Source organism: Noviherbaspirillum sedimenti (assembly GCF_003590835.1).
Lineage (GTDB): Bacteria > Pseudomonadota > Gammaproteobacteria > Burkholderiales > Burkholderiaceae_D > Paucimonas > Paucimonas sedimenti.
This window is the reverse complement of the sequence record NZ_QYUQ01000002.1, coordinates 2,836,675-2,853,502: the sequence shown is the minus strand read 5'-3', so window position 1 is coordinate 2,853,502 and position 16,828 is coordinate 2,836,675. Positions and strand designations below refer to the sequence as shown.

Below are 16,828 nucleotides of genomic sequence, written 5' to 3'. Positions count from 1 at the left end.
GGCGCACGGATGCCGCCAAACGGACATTGATAAGTAAAACACGTACGTACAAGCCCCAATTTTTAATTTCTGGTGGATGTCCGATACTACCGCATAGCCAATCTTCTGGCATCAGCGCCAGGATCGGCCAATACGATGAATGAAGCTGTGCAGGCACATGGAGAAGAGTGGGCATGGGGGCCGCAGAGATGATTTTGGCAGCAACGGACTGGTCGGAAAATGCTCCCGTGCATCGGGAGCGCGCTTGATCACCCTTGGCCAGTGGACAGATTCTCCCATCCTGCGCTGGGTGGACGCGCCATTGAAGAGGAGCATTGCGCTGCGGCTTCTGAACCAGGTTTCCAGGCCGGTGCTGATTGTCAAAAAAGATTCTGAAAAGCCCTATCGCCGCGTCGTGGTCGCGGTCGATGGCACTGACAGCGCATGCGCCCACATTCAGCAGGCCTATGCACTGGCGCCGGATGCGGAGTTAATCCTGGTGCATGCAATGGCCCACTCTCCGGCAAACAGCGGACGCTGCGACGAAACGTTCGATGACAGGTTTCGCCAGATGCGAATGCGGCAGCATGAAGACGCGCTTAATCGCATCAATGATCTTCTGGAGAGATGCGGTGTCCCGCAACAACAGGTCGTGAAGGTGGCTGAATTTGGCTACGCACCGAAATTGATTCTGGATAGCGAGATGACATTCGCCGCCGATTTGCTGGTTATCGGCCGCAGCTCAAGCTCACGATTCAGACGTATTTTTTTTGGCAGCGTGACGTCGCAGATCCTTGTGAAGTCACGGAGCGATGTGCTGGTGGTGCCACCGAAGGGAACGGGAATTGAAACATTCAAGTGGTGAATGCATGTTTGACATCCAGCGAATACTTGCCACGACCGACTTCTCTGCAGATTCAGTCAATGCCGAATCAAGGGGAGCGCTACTTTGCCAGGATATGCGGCTGGATGCGCTCGAGTTGCTGACTGTTCAACGCACAAGATTAGGCGCCATTCTGGCGCATGCATTGCGAAACGATAATTCCGACCCGGAGGCGATGTTGGTTGCGCAGGCATTGCAGAAGCTTAGAAATGCAGAACAGCGGATCAGGTCTGCCTTTGATGTGCGCTGCCGCTATGCCGTGCGTATTGGCGACCCCGTTGCGGAAGTGCTCGCTGCATCGCAGTCCAAGGCGGCAGACATGATTGTCATGGCTAAGCCAACCGGAAGTTTTCTCGGAAACCTGAAGGAAACCGCGGCGGACAGGCTGATGCGAATGTCGAAACTGCCGGTGCTGCTTGTGCGGAATGATCCGCTCGGCAGCTATCGTGAAGTGCTCGTTCCCGTCGACTTTTCGAACGAGTCAAGGCACGCGGCCAGGCTGGCGTTAAGGATTGCGCCCAAGGCGAACATCATCTTCCTGCATGCATACCGTGTCTGGGCAGAAGGGAAGATGAGGGAGGCTGGCGTGTATGACAAAATTATCCATGCATATCGCATGAAATATCGCGAACAGGCGCGGCAGGAACTCAATCAATTCATAAAAGACCTGGGGCCAGTATCGCAAGAGATCACCCGCGTCGTCCAGTTCGGCTGGGCAGTGCCAGTCATTACATCTTACGCGAAGAGAGTGTCGCCGGATCTTATTGTATTGGGAAAACATAGCGGCTCACGCGTCGAGGAATTTTTGATTGGGAGCGTCACCAGGCGCACAATCGATCAGACGACAAGTGATGTTCTGATTACGCCAGGACATGATCCGGATCATGATGTCTGGTACGAACGGCCGGCTGCATAGTCGGCGCAATAAAAATCCCAAACAGCGCGCTTACGCCATTGTGCGTTTGCCATCCGATTACAGTCATTGTCGGCCGATTCATCGATCGGCCAGGGAGTCATGTCGCCATGGAGATCAAACGCTACTTAACACAGCATGATGCTGCCATATTATGCAAGCTTGCGGAGAGTCTGTTGCGTCTTGGAGAAGTCGATTTTAATGCCGGAGAAATGCTTCTCGAGATTCTTGCCACCTCCATCATATTGCCGGAACAAGTCCAGAAAAAAGACCATGTGGCGCTTTTTTCGGAGGTTACTTACTGCAGCATCAATCCTGACACGATGGATTCGATCGTGCTCGTGAGTCCGCAAGATGCGAATCAGGATTTGGCGCGTGTTTCCGTTGCTTCACCGATTGGCCTGGCGTTAATCGGCCATAGAGTCAAGAGCATCGTCAAAGTGACTTCGCCGTTCTGTCCCGCACATCCCATCAAGATCATTGACGTCAGATCGTTGATGCATGTCGAGTAGGCCTGAGGCATCCAGAAGATTCCTGCGTGAGATTTTGCATGGCCAATGCCGCAGATCTCCAGGCGCAGGTGCGGAGTTCAGTGGCAGTCGCATTGAAAGGGGAAGTAATGAATAACAGGCAGTATGAGCCGCAGCGGAAGGCAATGATGGAAAACCAATGGGCAAAACCTCTCGACGGCAAGCGCCACTTCGCCCTTCAATTGATTGTGCGTCGCAGTCGCCGGCGAAATCTGGTGAGGATCGTCGTTGCCGGCATCGCTGTTATGGCCATGCTTGCAAGCCTTTACGCGTAACGCATCGTTTGAATGCATTGTCGTTCAATGCGGGCGGAGTGCATGGATATGTGTGTACGTGATTTACGTACGTATGTATACGAATTTCGCAAATGATCCGGATGGCCGATACTCTCTCTCGTGCCTCGGTCATGAATAGATCAAACGTCTTTCGTGAAGTCTCCATATTGTCGCCGGTCGGGCTTGCATTGATCGGCAAGAAGCTGCATGGCATCGCAAAGGTGAATATGCCAATGGGATATATCGAGTATTTAAAAATCATGAGTGTCGAGCACAATCGCAATGCGCAGCTGAGGTAAGCCTCGGCTCATCGAAAACCTGGCTCTGGCTGATTCGCAAGCGAGCGCAAGGCAGCACGCCGCGCTTTTTTATCTGTATCGAAATGGACCTTAATAAAGAATTTGTCAAAGCCAAACGCCCTTGTGCAGATGGCTTTCGCTGGTTTCTGCGCAATTACCAGGAGGGCAGCGATTATCAGCCCCTTCTGGATGCGCTGGTGAGTGCCGGCAGAGTGGATGACGCCTGCTGGCTTCTCAATCAGTTTGGCCCTACGGACGCGGTCCTGAGCGTCGATGCAATTGACGCCGAGGCTATCGTATTCGCCGGGACGCTGGAGGTGCGCGGCAACATCGAGGTGGATTCGCTCCTACGCGCAGGCCGCACCATTCGCGCCGGCGGCGGGATACGCGCGGGCCAATCCGTCATTGCCGGAGAAGATATCCGGGCAGACGGGGGCATTCGCTGCGACGGCGCGCTGACGGCGGGCGGCGACATCAAGGCGGGATGGGGAATCGATGTTCAGGGCGATCTGCGCTGCGGCGGCGAATTGCGGGCCGAATGGGCGCTTTATTGCAGCGGTGAGCTTTCCGTGGGCGGTAATGCGATGGTGGGGCACGACCTCGTATCCGAAGGCGCGATCCGGTGCGGCAAGAACGTTCGTGCCGGCGGATCAATCACGGTCTCTGGCGACCTCCTTGCGGGCAATGGTGTTGAGGCTGGCGAGAGGATTTCTTGCCTTGGGCATCTGGAGGCGAACTGGGGCATCAAGGCGGGCAATTCCATCATTGCTGAAGGCGCCATCAAGGCCGGTGAGAGTCTGCATGCAAGTGAGGAAATTCGGGCGGGCGTGGGTTACGGGGTCTATGCAGGCTTGATTGTCCAGTTCGATGCCTGGGAAGCGAGCGCGAGGGTGCAAGCGCGATCGAAACCTGAGCGCCTGATGAGCGGCTGGTGGGCTGGCGTCTGCCAATAACCCCAACCCATGACATACTTGTTTGGAGAATGTGTTGTATCGCTTGTGCATGTCTTTGTCCCCTTTTCCTTGGCTGGCTCGCGTCCTCGAATTGCGTATTGACGTCACCGCGCCATCAGGGCTCGAACAAGAACTTGATACGCTCTACCGTCGCCTGCATCGACCCGGCGATGTGCTTTATGGCCTGCCCATAATTTGCATTAATTTCCCGGGATTTGTGTTCCGTTACCGTGAGGCTGACGGTGAGTATTACGTTTATGTCGAAGATTCGGCACGCCAGTGTTTGGCAGGGTACACCGTGTTCAATCGCCTGGTGGAAGTGAATCGCCGGGCTGATCCTTATCTGCGCGCGCCGCATTCCAAATACGCGCAGGCTTATCAGCGACGCGGCATCGCGACCGCCCTCTATCGCTGGTGGCTGGAGGCGGGAAATTGCCTGATCACGGGCGCGCGCCAGTCAGTGGGCGCCAATGCATTATGGCACTCGCTGGGCAGGCGGTACGACTTGATGTATGTCGACCTGCGTAGTAAATCCATGCGCGCATTGGGCAGGGATGTCGATCTCCCGACCCGGGATGACCTGCATACGCGCATGCTATTGCTCGGCAAAGGCTGGTGCCTCGATCGACTGGCAGCGTGTACCGGCATGCTGCTGCCTGCTGGCGATCTGGAGGACGTCCGCAGGCCTGATGCGTGGGGTACGAGTAAAATCGGCCGACGCGTAAAATAATTACAACAGCCACCCGCCTCGACAGGCTATTTTTTGAATTAACCGGGATAACAGCCGTTTCAGATGGTAATGGACTAAGGTGTTTGAAGCCCGAAGCCATGCCCTTCGATGGCAAGCCCATGATCTATGGCGGGTTCGAAAGGCGGGTTGATTTGTAACAGCAGTCGCGGCTGATTCCTGATCCACTTGGCCTCTGCTCTCTGTTTATTGGTACTATAAAACGCCCACTGTAGCGTTTTCCTGATAAAAGGAGCAAGCACATGCAAATTACCAATATCCTCGCCCAGATGGGTGGCCTGCAGTCAATGGCGCGCGAGCTTGGCGTCAGCGAGAGCCAGGCTGAAAGCGGTGCCGAGGCACTGATCCCGGCCATCCTTGGTGGCTTCAAGAAGCAAGCGCAGTCCGGTGGCACCGAGGGCTTGGGTGGTTTGCTCGGGCAACTGGGCGGCGGTGGCCTGCTGGAAAACGTCCTGTCGCCGGAACCAACCGACGTCAACCGCGGTAACGATGTTCTCGGACAGATCTTCGGCTCCAAGGATGTGAGTCGCGCGGTGGCGCAAAACGCCGCTGCGCAGTCCGGCCTGGAACCGAGCCTGCTCAGGAAAATGCTGCCGATGCTGGCAATGCTGGTCACCGGCTACATGGCCAAACAGGGCGTCGGCGCCGCGACGCAAGCTTCAACGGGCGGGGGACTGGGCGGCCTCGGCGGCATGCTGGGGGGGCTGCTCGGTGGGCAGGCCGGCGGCGCCAGTGCGGCGCAGGGCGGCGGATTGGGCGGCCTTGGCGCATTGCTCGACCAGAATGGCGATGGCAATCCGCTGGACGACATCCTGAGGATGATCGGCAAGTAATTGCACTGTCATTGCATTACAAGGGGGAGGGTAACAATGAGCTGGATCATTTCGCTGATTATTGGTGGTATCGTCGGCTGGCTGGCGAGCATCGTCATGAAAACCAATGCCCAGATGGGCTGGATCGCCAATGTGCTGGTGGGCGTGGTCGGTTCCTTGCTGGGCAACTGGATCGCCGGCCTTCTGGGTATCGCGGTCGCAGGCGGGGTCCTGCGCTTCGCAATCGCGATTGCGGGCGCGGTCCTGCTGATTTTCATCTTGCGCCAGTTCGGCGTCTTCCGGAAGGGGTGAGGCCACAGGCCCGCAGCCAGACGTCGCTGGATTTCGGACAGGCGAAATCCAGCGCGCTTCTTTTCAGAACTTCGGTATGGAATATGCCGCGCGGCAGACTGACTGGTGGCAAGCGATGCAGTTAGCGATGCAGAGCTGGTCCGCAAGCTGCTGGGCAACGAGTTCGAAGATATCGTCATTTCCATCAACGCCGAACTGGCTCTCCGGGATTTCGAGATACTGTGGATTCGCCCAAATGCTGGCCATTCGGAGCGCGGGCGCCACGTTTGACTAACATGCACGCTGACAAAATGACGCCGGATATCGCAAGTCCTGCCGCAACCCATTGCGGCGACGAATACGAGTAGCCGAGCGTAAGAGGAATGCCTCCAAGGAAGGCGCCGGTGGCATTGCCGATGTTGAAGCCGGATTGACCTAAAGAGGATCCCAGCATTTCAGCGTCTTTGGAATGCTCGATCAGCAACATCTGTATAGGCGGCCCCAAGGCTAACGCATTGGCTCCGGTTGCAAATGCAAGACAAAGCATCGCGGGTTGAGAACTGGCCAGAAGTCCATTCAGGCATAGCAGGACCGTCATCACGCTCAGCAGGATGGTAATGGCCTTGATTGGCGAAACCCTGTCAGCCAGCTTGCCGCCAACAAGAACGCCGATCGTCATCCCGACTCCGGCAACAGCCATGATCAATGGAATCGAGCGCGGCGTGAACATCGAGACGTCTGTCAGCAATGGCGCAATATAGCTGAACCAGGCGAAGAATCCCCCTGTGCCGATGGAGGTAATCGCGAGGGCCAGCCAAAGACGGGGGTTGCGGAATATTCTCAGGTCGTCGCGGAAGCTGGAATGCCTGTTCGGTTCAATGTGGGGAACCCATTTTTTCAGGCTGATGACGGTCAATAGCCCGATGACGGCAACAATGACGAATGTGATGCGCCAGCTGAAATTGTGCCCGACATACGTCCCGACCGGGACACCGAAGATGTTTGCGACGGTAAGGCCGGCAAACATCGTCGCCACTGCTGCCGCCGCTTTTCCCTCGCCCGCCAGGCGGCTCGCCACAATGGCGCCGACGCCGAAAAAAGCGCCATGCGGTAACCCGGCGAGAAAGCGGGAAATAATCAATAGGTGGAAGTCGGGAGAAAACGCCGATAACGCATTGAATACGGTAAACAGCATCATGAGCCAGATCAAGACACGCTGCGGCGCGTGTTTCGCCAGTGCGCCTGCCAGAATCGGTGCGCCGATGACGACACCTAAGGCATAGGCCGAGATCAGGTAACCTGCTTCCGCAATCGAAATGTGCAGATCGGTTGCGAGATCGGGCAATATGCCCATCATGACGAATTCTGTCATGCCAATACCGAACCCGCCGAGGGCCAAAGGGATCAGGTTCTTTTTAATCAATTTGAATCTTTTCCATGTGGTTGGGCATCCGCTATGCCAAAGCGACACCACCGAAAAAAAAGCCCGCCAGTCTTTCGATAGCGGGCTAAATCCAATTCAAGAAGATTTGGAGGAGACATAATCACTATATCTCCTCATCCACCCTTTGCCTTCTTTATTGTGGTGATTGCAGATATTCCAATGTGTGATATCAGCCCGCCCCTGACTTTGTCAGAGCATGACTATTTACCAATTTCCATGCGTTGGCACACTACTTTTGCAAACTTTGGAAGAATTGTGGCGGCTTCCAATGTAGGAAGAACCTTGCTCGATGAGGCTTCTGCGCAAGACTCTCCGTCAACTGACTGGTTTGCCAGTTCATTGATATAGCCAGACATGGCAGCAGGGCTGAACTCTGGATGGAACTGAACCCCCCACGCTGATTGTCCCACGCGAAATGCGTGATGCGGTTCAAACGCATTGCTTGCTAACAGAACAGCCCGCTCCGGGAGCCTCCGAACGCTTTGTCGATGCACGGCTTGTGCTGCAAATTCTTCCGGCAGGCTTTCGAACAGCGCATCATTTTTTGCGTCATTCGTCAGTTTAATGTGAATTGTCCCAAGCTCAATTCCGTCCGGGTGGTCGCCCACCTCGCCACCCAGCGCCTGCGCAAGAAGCTGATGTCCATAACAGATGCCGAGCACGGGAATATCTTCTGATATCGCAGAACGCAACCAAGCTGCGAGACTTTCACTCCATGAAGCCCGGTCAGTAACCATGCTATGTGAGCCGGTGACAATCGCTGCAGCAACTGTGGCAATACTAGGGAGCTCAACCATGTTGCGGGGGTCGACTACGTGAATTGGTAAGGGCAGAGGGCCAATCCCAGAGATGATCCATTCTTCAAAGTCGCCAATTTTTTCCGAAATACCGTCGAATGTTTCTCCAACTTTGAATACTATTAATGACTTCATTTTCCGCCAGTCCTGCAAAGTTGCTCTAACTTGGAAATGATCTCATAGGCTTCAAAAATGTGCAGGCAGGTCGGTTCAAATTCGAGATCACGGAGCCAACACCGGCCGGTATGTTCATTCATTTGACCTGCGTTGCCGCCGGCTGTTTGGTGTCCCGCCTGACGCGGCCCATGACTGGTGTCGCCGAAAAAAACGTAAGCTTGCCGGATGAATACAATACGCCGGTAATCACCAAGGCGGCACCGCATAGCTGCGCTATTGAAATTGCCTGCCCGAGCAGTACGCCGATCAATGCCGTGAAGAGCGGCACCAGATTAAAAAACACCGCAACCGAGGTCGCGCCCATGTGTCGCACTGCCTGATTCCACCACAGATAAGCGATTGCTGAACCAAACAGTCCCATGAAGGCAATTCCCGCCGCAATCGGCAACGGTGGCGGCGTCAGGAAGTCCGGCGCTGTCATCATCGCGAAAGCAGCCATCAAGGCAGCCCCTCCTGCAATCGAGCCGCCAGTCGTTTGAAGTGCCGACATGCCATGCACGAAGCGCTTCGGGATAATTGGGTAAACCGCAAAGCAAAGGCTGGCAACCATGACCAGCAAATCGCCAGTCGACAGCGACATTGCCGCGAGGGTGTGCCATGAGCCTTTGCTGACCACCACTATCACACCGGCAATGCCCAGCGCCATGCCGACCAACTGTTGTCGTGACAAGGATTCGCGGTTGACGAGGGCCGACAGTACGGCCGTCAGCGCAGGCGTGAATCCCATGATGAGCGCGCCATTGACCGCGGATGTCATGCGTAACCCATAGAACAGCGAAACATTAAAGCCGAACACGCCTATTGCCGACATCACCAGCAATCCGAACCCGCTGCGGCGTAGCGCGGAAAGCGACCATCCTTCGCGCATCGTAATGATCGGCACCAGGACCGCGGCAGCAATCGTAAAGCGCCAGGCACTGGCGAATAATGGCGATACCACTTCGACTGCATACTTCCCGATATGGAAGACCGATGCCCAAAACACGGTGACTAATACCAACCTCAGATAGATTCCCGATGAACTCATGATGATTGCTCCCAGATGGATACAGGGGTAGTATAGTTTTCTAAATATAAAAATCTCACAATTAATTTAGAAATCAATTTTCCATAAATGAAAAATCTGAGTTTCGACTGGAATGATTTGAAGTTCTTCCTGGCGACCGCCCGTCATGGCGGCTTGACCGGTGCGGCGGCAGCATTGCATACGAGTCCGTCCACCGTCTCCCGTCACGTGACGGCGCTGGAGGAACGTATGCAGGCAACGCTTTTTCTCCGTCAGCAAAGCGGTTACCAACTCACGGATGACGGCGACGCGCTGTTCAAGCATGTTGAGCAGGTCGAACAGGCCATGATGGCGGCGGAAAGGAATGGCCATGCCTCAGCGCAGCGGGAAATCACAGGGCAGGTTCGCCTTGCCACGTCGGAGACATTGGCAATTCACCTTATCGTGCCGAACCTGCATTTGTTCCGCGCGCAGTACCCCAGGCTAAGCGTCGAAATGAACATTTCACTTGCGCGCGCCAATCTGTCGAAGCGCGAGGCAGACCTGGCTTTGCGGATAGCGGACCCCGCCATCCGCGATGGCGGCGGCGACTATATCGTCAGCCGCGCGGGCACCCTGGACTTCGCGGCCTACTGCCGGGCCGGCTCAGCGGCCGCAAAGCTGGCCAGGAAAGCGCCGGATACATGGCAGCAGCTTGATTACGTTTCTTGGGACGAGGCCTGGGCCGACTTGCCCATGGCAAAGTGGCTTAAGGCCACTTTTTCGGAAAAATCGCCCGCACTCGCGTGCAATAGCATACAGGCACAGCACGTTGCCATCAGGGCCGGTATCGGCATCGGTGTGCTGCCATGCTTTGTCGGCGATCGGGATGCTTCGCTTGAACGGTTCGGGTCAAGCCAGCCTATTTTCTCGCGTGAGCTATGGCTGGTCTATCATCGCGATCTCAAGGCCAGTCAGCGCATGATTGCGCTGCGCGACTTTATTCAGGGCCTGGTTAAAAACCATCTCAGTTGAAATGCGGATGCCATTGCAACAGCCGGCGTCACCCTCTCAATGCACCATATTCCTGTCGCGCAATAGCTGGATGAACTGGTCTGCTGCCGGAGACGTTGCTCCCCCCTTCCTGGTGACGATGCCGAATGTCTGATATTTCGACGTTAGCTCGATCGGCAGGATGCGAAGCATCTTGTGGCGGGCAAAGAAGTCGGCCACATCAGTCGGTAGCAGCGCGACGATGTCGTTGCTGCGCTGGAGTATGGCAATAGTGACAAAAGACGAAGCAGTGGAAATCTGATTGGATGGCATGGTCATGCCGGCTGAGTCCATTTCCCGCTCCAGCAGAGTATGCATGGGCATGTGCTTGGGATAAACCAGCCAACGATGATCTTTAAGATGCCGCAAGCTCAGGTTCTCGTCCGGCATAGCCGGATGGCTGTAACCGACAACCACCGAAACGGGCTCGTCGCGTAGCGGCTGGTAAAGGTATTTGCCGGTGTCCAACGCCACGCTGGCGCGGCCTATTACCAGATCGAGATGGCCATCGTCCAGTAACGTCAGCATGCGCCTGCTGGTGTCTTCCACCACTTCGATTGCCAGATTGGGCTGACGTGTATGTAGCCAGTTTAGTATCGGCACTACTACGTCGGGAACTGCGCCCATGATGGTGCCGATCGCCAGCCGGCCGCCCTTGCCAGAGCGGATGTCGGCAATATCCTGGCACAGCGCGCCGAGGTCGGTCACCAGCAGCCGCGCATGGCGAATCACGCTGTGGCCAAACTGGTTCGGGATCATGCCGGTTTTGGAGCGTTCGAACAGCGGCGTGTCGAACATGTCTTCCAGTTCATGCAGCACTTTACTAGCCGCCGATTGCGTCATAGACAGCGCGCTGGCCGCCTTGTGCATGGACTTATGCTCATCCAATGCAATGAGTAGTTGCAATTGTTTCATGCGCAACCGCGACAGTAGCGCGTTGATAGTCTGCTTCATGAGTCGTAAAAGTGATCACATCATGGAAACTATTCAATATACATTGCATAGAGGATCAAATACAGTGGCTCCACAAAACATAAGGGCGGCTTCAACGCCAGCCTTTAGGAGACAAGGGCATGAGACTCATACAGTTCACGGACGGGAAGGGCGCGCGGCGCGTCGGCCTAGTTGGCAGCAGCACCGACGCCGACGAAATAGCGATCGTCCGCAACGCCCTGTCAACCCGGCAGATCGCGCTGGCTGCAATTGCTGCCGGCCACGGGCTGGAAGCCCAGGTTAAGGCGCTAGGCTTGCAAGGCAGCGTATCCTATGACGCCATCGTCGCCGAGTCGCGCATCCTGGTGCCGCTGGACCATGAGGAAGACCCTGCCCATTGCCTGGTGAGTGGCACCGGCCTGACCCATCTCGGCAGCGCATCGCTGCGCGACGCCATGCACCAGGCTCATGTCCCGGCGGAAGCCATGACCGACTCGATGCGGGTGTTTCGCTGGGGCCTTGAAGGCGGCCGGCCAGCAGCGGGCGCTGTGGGCGTGCAGTCCGAATGGTTCTACAAGGGCGACGGCGAAATTTTGATCCATCCCGGCCGCCGCATCCCGGTGCCGGCATTTGCCGAGGACGCGGGCGAAGAGCCCGAACTGACGGGCCTGTATGTCATCGGCCCCGATCGCAAGCCGTGCCGTCTTGGCTATGCGATCGGCAACGAGTTTTCCGATCACATCATGGAGCGCCGCAGTTATCTGTACCTGGCGCACTCCAAACTGCGCTACTGCTCGTTCGGCCCGGAACTGCGAGTAGGCGCACTGCCGTCGTCATTGTCGGGCTATTCCCGCATTATCCGCGACGGTAACGTAGTGTGGGAAAAGCGCTTTCGCACTGGCGAGGAGAACATGAGCCACACCATGGAAAACCTGGAGTACCACCATTTCAAGTACGCCCAGTTTTTGCGGCCCGGCGATGTGCATATTCACTTCTTTGGCTCGGCCACGGTGTCGTTCTCCGATGGCGTGGCCACCTGCGACGGCGACATCTTCGAGATCAGCCTGCCGGGTTTTGGCGCACCGCTTCGTAATGGCACTGTGCAGTTGGAGACCAAGTACCAGCCGGGCGAAATCCGGCAGCTGTGACACGAAAATAACAGGGCGGAAAAACCGCATGGAGACAAACGATGGATTACCAATTTGATTTCAGTTTTCTTGCCACTAGCTGGGGCGACATCCTGTCCGGCGTTGGGCTGACGATACGAATGTCGGTGCTCAGCATCGCGTTGGGTTTTGCGGCCGGTGCCGTATTTGCCATTACTCGGGTTTATGGTCGGCCATGGGCGCAAAAGACGGTGGCTTGGTACGTCGACCTGATACGCAATACGCCGCTGGTTATCCAGGCCTTCTGGCTGTTCTTTGGCCTGGCAGCGTTGCATGTGCGGGTGCCGGCCCTGACCGCAGCCGTGTTTGCGCTGGTAGTCAATGTCGCTGCTTACACCACCGAAATCATCCGGGCCGGCATTGAGTCCATACCCAAAGGTCAACTTGAAGCCGCCGAGTGCCTGGGCCTGAAACGCTGGCGCGTGATCTGGCACGTTATTCTGCCGCAGGCCGTGGAAAAGATGTACCCGTCGCTGATCAGCCAGTTCGTGCTGATGATGCTGGCGACCTCCATCATGTCGCAGATTTCAGCCGAAGAGCTGACTGCCATCGGCTATCGCATCCAGTCCGAGACATTCCGGGGTTTTGAAATCTACATCGTGATTGCAGTGGTCTACCTGATCCTGTCGTGGCTGCTGCGGCTGACGATGGAACAAGGCGCCCGCATTGCCTTTCCGCGCCGGCGCCGTCTTGCCGCGCAAAAATAAGGAGACACCGACATGCAAGGCATCACCATCGACCATCTGTTGTTCATCTTTAAAGGCGCGGGCTGGACCATCGTGCTTTCCGCCCTCGGCTTTATTGGCGGCGCGCTGCTGGGGGTCCCGGTGGCATTGGCGCGCAGCAGCCGCAATGCCTGGCTATCGCGCAGCACCGGATTCTTCGTGCAAGTGATTCAAGGCGTGCCGCTGCCGGTCATCATGTTCGTGGTCTATTTCGGCATCAGCATTGCCGGCTTCGACCTGCCGGCGCTGGTGGCTGCTGGTCTGGCGCTAACCGCCTACGCCGGCGCCTATCTCGGCGAAATCTGGAAAGGTTGCATCCAGGCAGTGGCGCGGACGCAGTGGGAAGCAGCAGAATGCTTGGCGCTGACGCCGGCACAGACGGCTGCCTATGTGATCCTGCCACAGGCCGGACGCATTGCGATTCCGCCTACCGTGGGATTTCTGGTGCAAATCGTTAAGAACTCATCGTACGCGGTGGTAATCGGCTTCTTCGACTTAACTTATTCATCGCGGGTGGTCAATAACTCCACTTTCGAACCCTTTGTTGTGTTCACCATCGCGGCGCTGATCTATTTTGCGATGTGCTACCCGCTGTCCCGGTTGGCGTCGCGGCTGGAACGCAAATACAAGAAAAACTGACGCTGAATCACAGCATATACGAAGTAACAGGAGACTCCATGGACAGCATCGTTAAATTTCAGAAAGTGCGCAAATCCTTTGGCAGCGCCGAGATTTTGAAGGGCGTCAGCCTTGAAGTCGGCAGGGGCCAGGTGGTCGCGCTGATCGGGCGCAGCGGCTCCGGCAAGAGTACGGCGCTACGCTGCATCAACGGGCTGGAGACCATCAACAGTGGTGAGTTGGAAGTCTGCGGCCGGGCCATGCACAAGCCCGGACTCGACCTGCAATCGCTCAGGAAGGATGTCGGCATCGTATTCCAGAGTTACAACCTGTTCCCGCACCTTACGGTGGAGCAGAACATCACGCTGGCGCCACGCAAGGTCAACGGCACAAACGTGGCCGAAGCACAGGCCATTGCGGCCGATGTGCTGAAGAAAGTTGGTTTGCAGGACAAGGCCAATGCCTACCCGGAGCAACTGTCTGGCGGTCAGCAACAACGTGTGGCGATTGCTCGCTCGCTAGCGATGAAGCCAAAGCTGATGCTGTTCGATGAAGTGACATCGGCGCTGGATCCTGAACTGACTGGCGAGGTGCTGAAGGTGATCGAGAACCTGGCCGCTGACGGCATGACCATGGTGCTGGTCACGCACGAGATGGCGTTTGCCCGCAACGTGGCCGACCAGATCCTGTTCATGCATCACGGCGTCGTGTGGGAGAGCGGTAACGGCGACATGTTGAAGCAACCGGCCACCACCGAGCTTAACCAGTTTGTCTGTAGTGGACTGTAATTAAACGTTTGTATTTAATCGGTCGCAAGACCAATAACGAGGAGTGAGACCATGAAGAACCGTCGTTTCGTACTGGGCAGTCTGTTGGCCATGACTTTGCTGGGCAGCGCATCGCTGTCGTTTGCCGATGCGCTGGACACCATCAAGAAGCGCAAGAAAATCTTGGTAGCGGTAGATATCGGCGCACCACCGTTTGGCATGCTGGACGCCCAGGCCAGGAAGAGCGGGTCCGACATCGAGGCGGCACAGTTGCTGGCCAAGGATCTGGGCGTGGAACTGGAGGTGGTGCCAGTGTCCGGCCCGAACCGGGTGCCTTTCCTGCTGACCAAGAAGGCTGATGTGGTAATGGCTTCCTTCTCGATCACGGACGAGCGCAAGAAAGTGATCGACTACTCGCTGCCATATGCTGTGCTGCAGGTCGTGGTCGGCGGTCCGGCGAAGCAAAAGCTTGCCAGCTTTGCTGACTTGTCAGGCAAGACGATTGCCGTCACTCGCGGAACCACTAGCGATCAGGAACTGTCGCGTGGGGTCAAGGACGTGTCCAATGTGACCGTCGTGCGTTACGAAGACGACGCCACCACGAACACCGCGGTCGCTACCGGACAGCAGGACTACATCGCCGCCGCAATGAGCGTGCTCCCGCAGGTGAAGAAAGCCAATCCGTCGCGCGATGTCGAATCCAGGTTTTCCATGAAGGGCTTCCCGCTGGGCATAGGCATCCGCAAGAACGAGCCCGAACTAAAGTCTTATCTGGATGGCTGGGTTCGCACCAATGTGCAGAACGGCAAACTTAACGAGATTTACAAGAAGCACTTTGGCACAGCGCTGCCTGCCGACATGCTGAACTAAACGTCAACACCAAGGAATTCCCGACATGCCAGCCATGAATGACATAATCAAGCCAGCTGCGAACGCGGCGGTACAGGCAATTCGCCTGCATAAGGACGATGACGTCGTCATCGCCCGCAACCAGCTCGTGGGCGGCACCGTGCTGGAGTGCGAAGGCGTGCGGGTTTCCGGGCTGATACCAGCGGGCCACAAGGTCGCGGCGCGCCATATCGAACAGGGCCAGGCGGTGAAGCGCTACGGCCAGATCATCGGCTTCGCCAGCCGCGCGATACAGCCGGGCGAACATGTGCATACCCACAACCTGGCCATGGGCGACTTTAGCCGCGACTATGCATTCTGTGCCGATGCAAAGGCGACCGTCCCGGCGCAGCAGACCGCCTCCTTCGACGGCATCGTGCGCCACGATGGCCGGGTCGCAACGCGAAACTATATTGGCATCCTGACGTCGGTGAACTGCTCGGCGACAGTGGCCCGTGCCATTGCCGACCGCTTCCGACGCGACGTTTTTCCCGAGGCGCTGGCCGCCTATCCGAATGTCGATGGCGTGGTCGCGCTCACCCATGGCGTGGGCTGCGCGGTTGATCCCGACGGCGAGGCCCTGGCCATGCTGCAGCGTACGCTGGGCGGCTATGCAGCCCATCCCAACTTTGCCGGTGTGCTGGTCATCGGGTTGGGCTGCGAAACAAATCAGATCTCGCGCCTGATGGAAACCCAGGGCTTGATCGAAGCCGACTTCCTCCGCACTTTCAATATCCAGGAAACCGGCGGCACTGCAAAAACCATAGAGCATGGCGTCAAGCTGGTGCATGGCATGCTGGCGGAGGCGGACAAGGCAAGGCGTCAGCCGGTGCCGGCCAGGCATCTGGTGGTGGGACTGCAATGCGGGGGCTCGGACGGCTATTCGGGCATTTCGGCCAACCCGGCGCTCGGTGCCGCCGTGGATCTTCTAGTGCAGCATGGCGGCACCGCCATCCTGTCGGAAACGCCGGAAATCTATGGCGCCGAACACCTGCTGACGCGGCGTGCGGTGAATCGCGAAGTCGGCGAGAAGCTGGTGAACCGCATACGTTGGTGGGAAAGCTATTGCGAGCGCAACAACGCGGCGATGAACAACAACCCATCGGCCGGCAACAAGGCTGGCGGACTGACGACCGTGCTGGAGAAATCGCTAGGCGGCATCGCCAAGGCCGGCAACACCAACCTGGTGGAAGTTTACGAATATGCCCAGCATGTGTCGGCCAAGGGCTTGGTATTCATGGACACGCCAGGTTACGACCCGATCTCGGCTACCGGTCAGGTCGCGGGTGGCGCCAACCTGATCTGCTTCACGACAGGACGCGGTTCGGCCTATGGCTGCGCGCCGGCGCCCTCACTGAAAATCGCCACCAATAACGCACTCTGGGACCGGCAGCAGGAAGACATGGACTTGAACTGCGGCACCATCCTGACCGGCGAAGCAAGCATTGCCGAAAAGGGGGCAGAACTGTTCCAACTGATGCTCGACACTGCTTCAGGCAAGCGCAGTCGCAGCGAACAGCATGGCTATGGCCAAAATGAATTCGTTCCCTGGCAAATCGGCGCCATCACTTAAGCAATCATCCGAACCCCCA

At 57.0% G+C, this 16,828-nt stretch carries 20 protein-coding genes; 16 read left to right on the top strand and 4 right to left on the bottom strand.

What is annotated here, in order from left to right:
* Positions 1-244: 244 nt before the first annotated feature.
* The 9 genes from D3878_RS13375 to D3878_RS13330 all read left to right on the top strand — a co-directional run bounded on the left by D3878_RS13375 (position 245) and on the right by D3878_RS13330 (position 5,704).
* A complete protein-coding gene (locus D3878_RS13375; protein WP_158592256.1) occupies positions 245-844 on the top strand; it encodes a universal stress protein in 600 nt (199 codons plus the stop codon).
* A 4-nt stretch (positions 845-848) separates the two neighbouring features.
* Positions 849-1,778, top strand: coding sequence for a universal stress protein (locus tag D3878_RS13370; RefSeq protein WP_158592255.1), 930 nt, complete (start codon positions 849-851; stop codon positions 1,776-1,778).
* Between the two features lie 107 nt (positions 1,779-1,885).
* Entirely contained in the window at positions 1,886-2,287 is a 402-nt protein-coding gene (locus D3878_RS13365) for a GreA/GreB family elongation factor (RefSeq protein ID WP_119785944.1), read from the top strand.
* A gap of 38 nt (positions 2,288-2,325) precedes the next feature.
* A complete protein-coding gene (locus D3878_RS13360) occupies positions 2,326-2,580 on the top strand; it encodes a hypothetical protein (protein ID WP_119785943.1) in 255 nt (84 codons plus the stop codon).
* Between the two features lie 92 nt (positions 2,581-2,672).
* Positions 2,673-2,879 (top strand): GreA/GreB family elongation factor, encoded by a 207-nt coding sequence (locus tag D3878_RS13355; RefSeq protein WP_119785942.1) that lies wholly within the window; start codon positions 2,673-2,675, stop codon positions 2,877-2,879.
* Between the two features lie 83 nt (positions 2,880-2,962).
* Positions 2,963-3,832 (top strand): hypothetical protein, encoded by an 870-nt coding sequence (locus D3878_RS13350; protein ID WP_119785941.1) that lies wholly within the window; start codon positions 2,963-2,965, stop codon positions 3,830-3,832.
* 49 nt (positions 3,833-3,881) lie between these two features.
* On the top strand, positions 3,882-4,562 hold the full coding sequence (locus D3878_RS13345; protein ID WP_233556326.1) for an N-acetyltransferase: 681 nt from the start codon (positions 3,882-3,884) through the stop codon (positions 4,560-4,562).
* Between the two features lie 260 nt (positions 4,563-4,822).
* Positions 4,823-5,413, top strand: coding sequence for a DUF937 domain-containing protein (locus tag D3878_RS13335; protein WP_119785940.1), 591 nt, complete (start codon positions 4,823-4,825; stop codon positions 5,411-5,413).
* Between the two features lie 36 nt (positions 5,414-5,449).
* Positions 5,450-5,704 carry a GlsB/YeaQ/YmgE family stress response membrane protein gene (locus D3878_RS13330; RefSeq protein WP_119785939.1) on the top strand — a complete coding sequence of 85 codons (255 nt, stop codon included), beginning with the start codon at positions 5,450-5,452 and terminating at the stop codon, positions 5,702-5,704.
* A gap of 184 nt (positions 5,705-5,888) precedes the next feature.
* Here the strand turns inward: D3878_RS13330 and D3878_RS13325 are convergent, their stop codons facing one another.
* The 3 genes from D3878_RS13325 to D3878_RS13315 all read right to left on the bottom strand — a co-directional run bounded on the left by D3878_RS13325 (position 5,889) and on the right by D3878_RS13315 (position 9,128).
* On the bottom strand, positions 5,889-7,106 hold the full coding sequence (locus D3878_RS13325; protein WP_119785938.1) for an MFS transporter: 1,218 nt from the start codon (positions 7,104-7,106) through the stop codon (positions 5,889-5,891).
* Positions 7,107-7,327: 221 nt separating this feature from the next.
* Positions 7,328-8,059, bottom strand: a complete 732-nt coding sequence (locus tag D3878_RS13320) for a glutamine amidotransferase (RefSeq protein ID WP_119787884.1) — start codon at positions 8,057-8,059, stop codon at positions 7,328-7,330.
* Positions 8,060-8,177: 118 nt separating this feature from the next.
* On the bottom strand, positions 8,178-9,128 hold the full coding sequence (locus D3878_RS13315; RefSeq protein WP_119785937.1) for a DMT family transporter: 951 nt from the start codon (positions 9,126-9,128) through the stop codon (positions 8,178-8,180).
* Positions 9,129-9,215: 87 nt separating this feature from the next.
* On the opposite strand from D3878_RS13315, the gene D3878_RS13310 reads away from it, so the two are divergent.
* The gene (locus D3878_RS13310; protein ID WP_119785936.1) at positions 9,216-10,121 is read left to right on the top strand and encodes a LysR family transcriptional regulator; all 906 of its coding nucleotides are present in this window, start codon (positions 9,216-9,218) and stop codon (positions 10,119-10,121) included.
* A gap of 36 nt (positions 10,122-10,157) precedes the next feature.
* Here D3878_RS13310 and D3878_RS13305 read toward each other — a convergent pair whose 3' ends face one another.
* Entirely contained in the window at positions 10,158-11,093 is a 936-nt protein-coding gene (locus D3878_RS13305; RefSeq protein ID WP_119785935.1) for a LysR family transcriptional regulator, read from the bottom strand.
* Positions 11,094-11,212: 119 nt separating this feature from the next.
* Here D3878_RS13305 and araD1 point away from each other — a divergent pair, with 119 nt between their 5' ends.
* From araD1 to D3878_RS13275, 6 genes are read left to right on the top strand one after another with little or no spacing between them, the layout of a single operon-like run.
* Positions 11,213-12,220, top strand: coding sequence for an AraD1 family protein (gene araD1 / locus D3878_RS13300; protein WP_119785934.1), 1,008 nt, complete (start codon positions 11,213-11,215; stop codon positions 12,218-12,220).
* A gap of 41 nt (positions 12,221-12,261) precedes the next feature.
* Entirely contained in the window at positions 12,262-12,945 is a 684-nt protein-coding gene (locus D3878_RS13295; RefSeq protein ID WP_119785933.1) for an amino acid ABC transporter permease, read from the top strand.
* 12 nt (positions 12,946-12,957) lie between these two features.
* Complete coding sequence (locus tag D3878_RS13290; protein ID WP_119785932.1) at positions 12,958-13,602, top strand: amino acid ABC transporter permease; 645 nt, start codon at positions 12,958-12,960, stop codon at positions 13,600-13,602.
* Between the two features lie 38 nt (positions 13,603-13,640).
* On the top strand, positions 13,641-14,369 hold the full coding sequence (locus tag D3878_RS13285) for an amino acid ABC transporter ATP-binding protein (protein ID WP_119785931.1): 729 nt from the start codon (positions 13,641-13,643) through the stop codon (positions 14,367-14,369).
* A 51-nt stretch (positions 14,370-14,420) separates the two neighbouring features.
* Entirely contained in the window at positions 14,421-15,218 is a 798-nt protein-coding gene (locus D3878_RS13280; RefSeq protein ID WP_119785930.1) for a transporter substrate-binding domain-containing protein, read from the top strand.
* Between the two features lie 25 nt (positions 15,219-15,243).
* Positions 15,244-16,809, top strand: coding sequence for a UxaA family hydrolase (locus D3878_RS13275; protein ID WP_119785929.1), 1,566 nt, complete (start codon positions 15,244-15,246; stop codon positions 16,807-16,809).
* The last annotated feature ends 19 nt before the right edge of the window (positions 16,810-16,828 follow it).

What these genes read in the sequence shown, in the direction of transcription:
- D3878_RS13335 (WP_119785940.1), top strand. Translation starts at nt 4,823, where the DNA reads ATGCAAATTACCAATATCCTCGCCCAGATGGGTGGCCTGCAGTCAATG.
- D3878_RS13275 (WP_119785929.1), top strand. Translation starts at nt 15,244, where the DNA reads ATGCCAGCCATGAATGACATAATCAAGCCAGCTGCGAACGCGGCGGTA.
- D3878_RS13345 (WP_233556326.1), top strand. Translation starts at nt 3,882, where the DNA reads ATGTCTTTGTCCCCTTTTCCTTGGCTGGCTCGCGTCCTCGAATTGCGT.
- D3878_RS13360 (WP_119785943.1), top strand. Translation starts at nt 2,326, where the DNA reads ATGGCCAATGCCGCAGATCTCCAGGCGCAGGTGCGGAGTTCAGTGGCA.
- D3878_RS13355 (WP_119785942.1), top strand. Translation starts at nt 2,673, where the DNA reads ATGATCCGGATGGCCGATACTCTCTCTCGTGCCTCGGTCATGAATAGA.
- D3878_RS13320 (WP_119787884.1), bottom strand. Translation starts at nt 8,059, where the DNA reads ATGAAGTCATTAATAGTATTCAAAGTTGGAGAAACATTCGACGGTATT.
- D3878_RS13330 (WP_119785939.1), top strand. Translation starts at nt 5,450, where the DNA reads ATGAGCTGGATCATTTCGCTGATTATTGGTGGTATCGTCGGCTGGCTG.
- araD1 (WP_119785934.1), top strand. Translation starts at nt 11,213, where the DNA reads ATGAGACTCATACAGTTCACGGACGGGAAGGGCGCGCGGCGCGTCGGC.
- D3878_RS13280 (WP_119785930.1), top strand. Translation starts at nt 14,421, where the DNA reads ATGAAGAACCGTCGTTTCGTACTGGGCAGTCTGTTGGCCATGACTTTG.
- D3878_RS13290 (WP_119785932.1), top strand. Translation starts at nt 12,958, where the DNA reads ATGCAAGGCATCACCATCGACCATCTGTTGTTCATCTTTAAAGGCGCG.
- D3878_RS13295 (WP_119785933.1), top strand. Translation starts at nt 12,262, where the DNA reads ATGGATTACCAATTTGATTTCAGTTTTCTTGCCACTAGCTGGGGCGAC.
- D3878_RS13305 (WP_119785935.1), bottom strand. Translation starts at nt 11,093, where the DNA reads ATGAAGCAGACTATCAACGCGCTACTGTCGCGGTTGCGCATGAAACAA.
- D3878_RS13315 (WP_119785937.1), bottom strand. Translation starts at nt 9,128, where the DNA reads ATGAGTTCATCGGGAATCTATCTGAGGTTGGTATTAGTCACCGTGTTT.
- D3878_RS13370 (WP_158592255.1), top strand. Translation starts at nt 849, where the DNA reads ATGTTTGACATCCAGCGAATACTTGCCACGACCGACTTCTCTGCAGAT.
- D3878_RS13310 (WP_119785936.1), top strand. Translation starts at nt 9,216, where the DNA reads ATGAAAAATCTGAGTTTCGACTGGAATGATTTGAAGTTCTTCCTGGCG.
- D3878_RS13285 (WP_119785931.1), top strand. Translation starts at nt 13,641, where the DNA reads ATGGACAGCATCGTTAAATTTCAGAAAGTGCGCAAATCCTTTGGCAGC.
- D3878_RS13350 (WP_119785941.1), top strand. Translation starts at nt 2,963, where the DNA reads ATGGACCTTAATAAAGAATTTGTCAAAGCCAAACGCCCTTGTGCAGAT.
- D3878_RS13365 (WP_119785944.1), top strand. Translation starts at nt 1,886, where the DNA reads ATGGAGATCAAACGCTACTTAACACAGCATGATGCTGCCATATTATGC.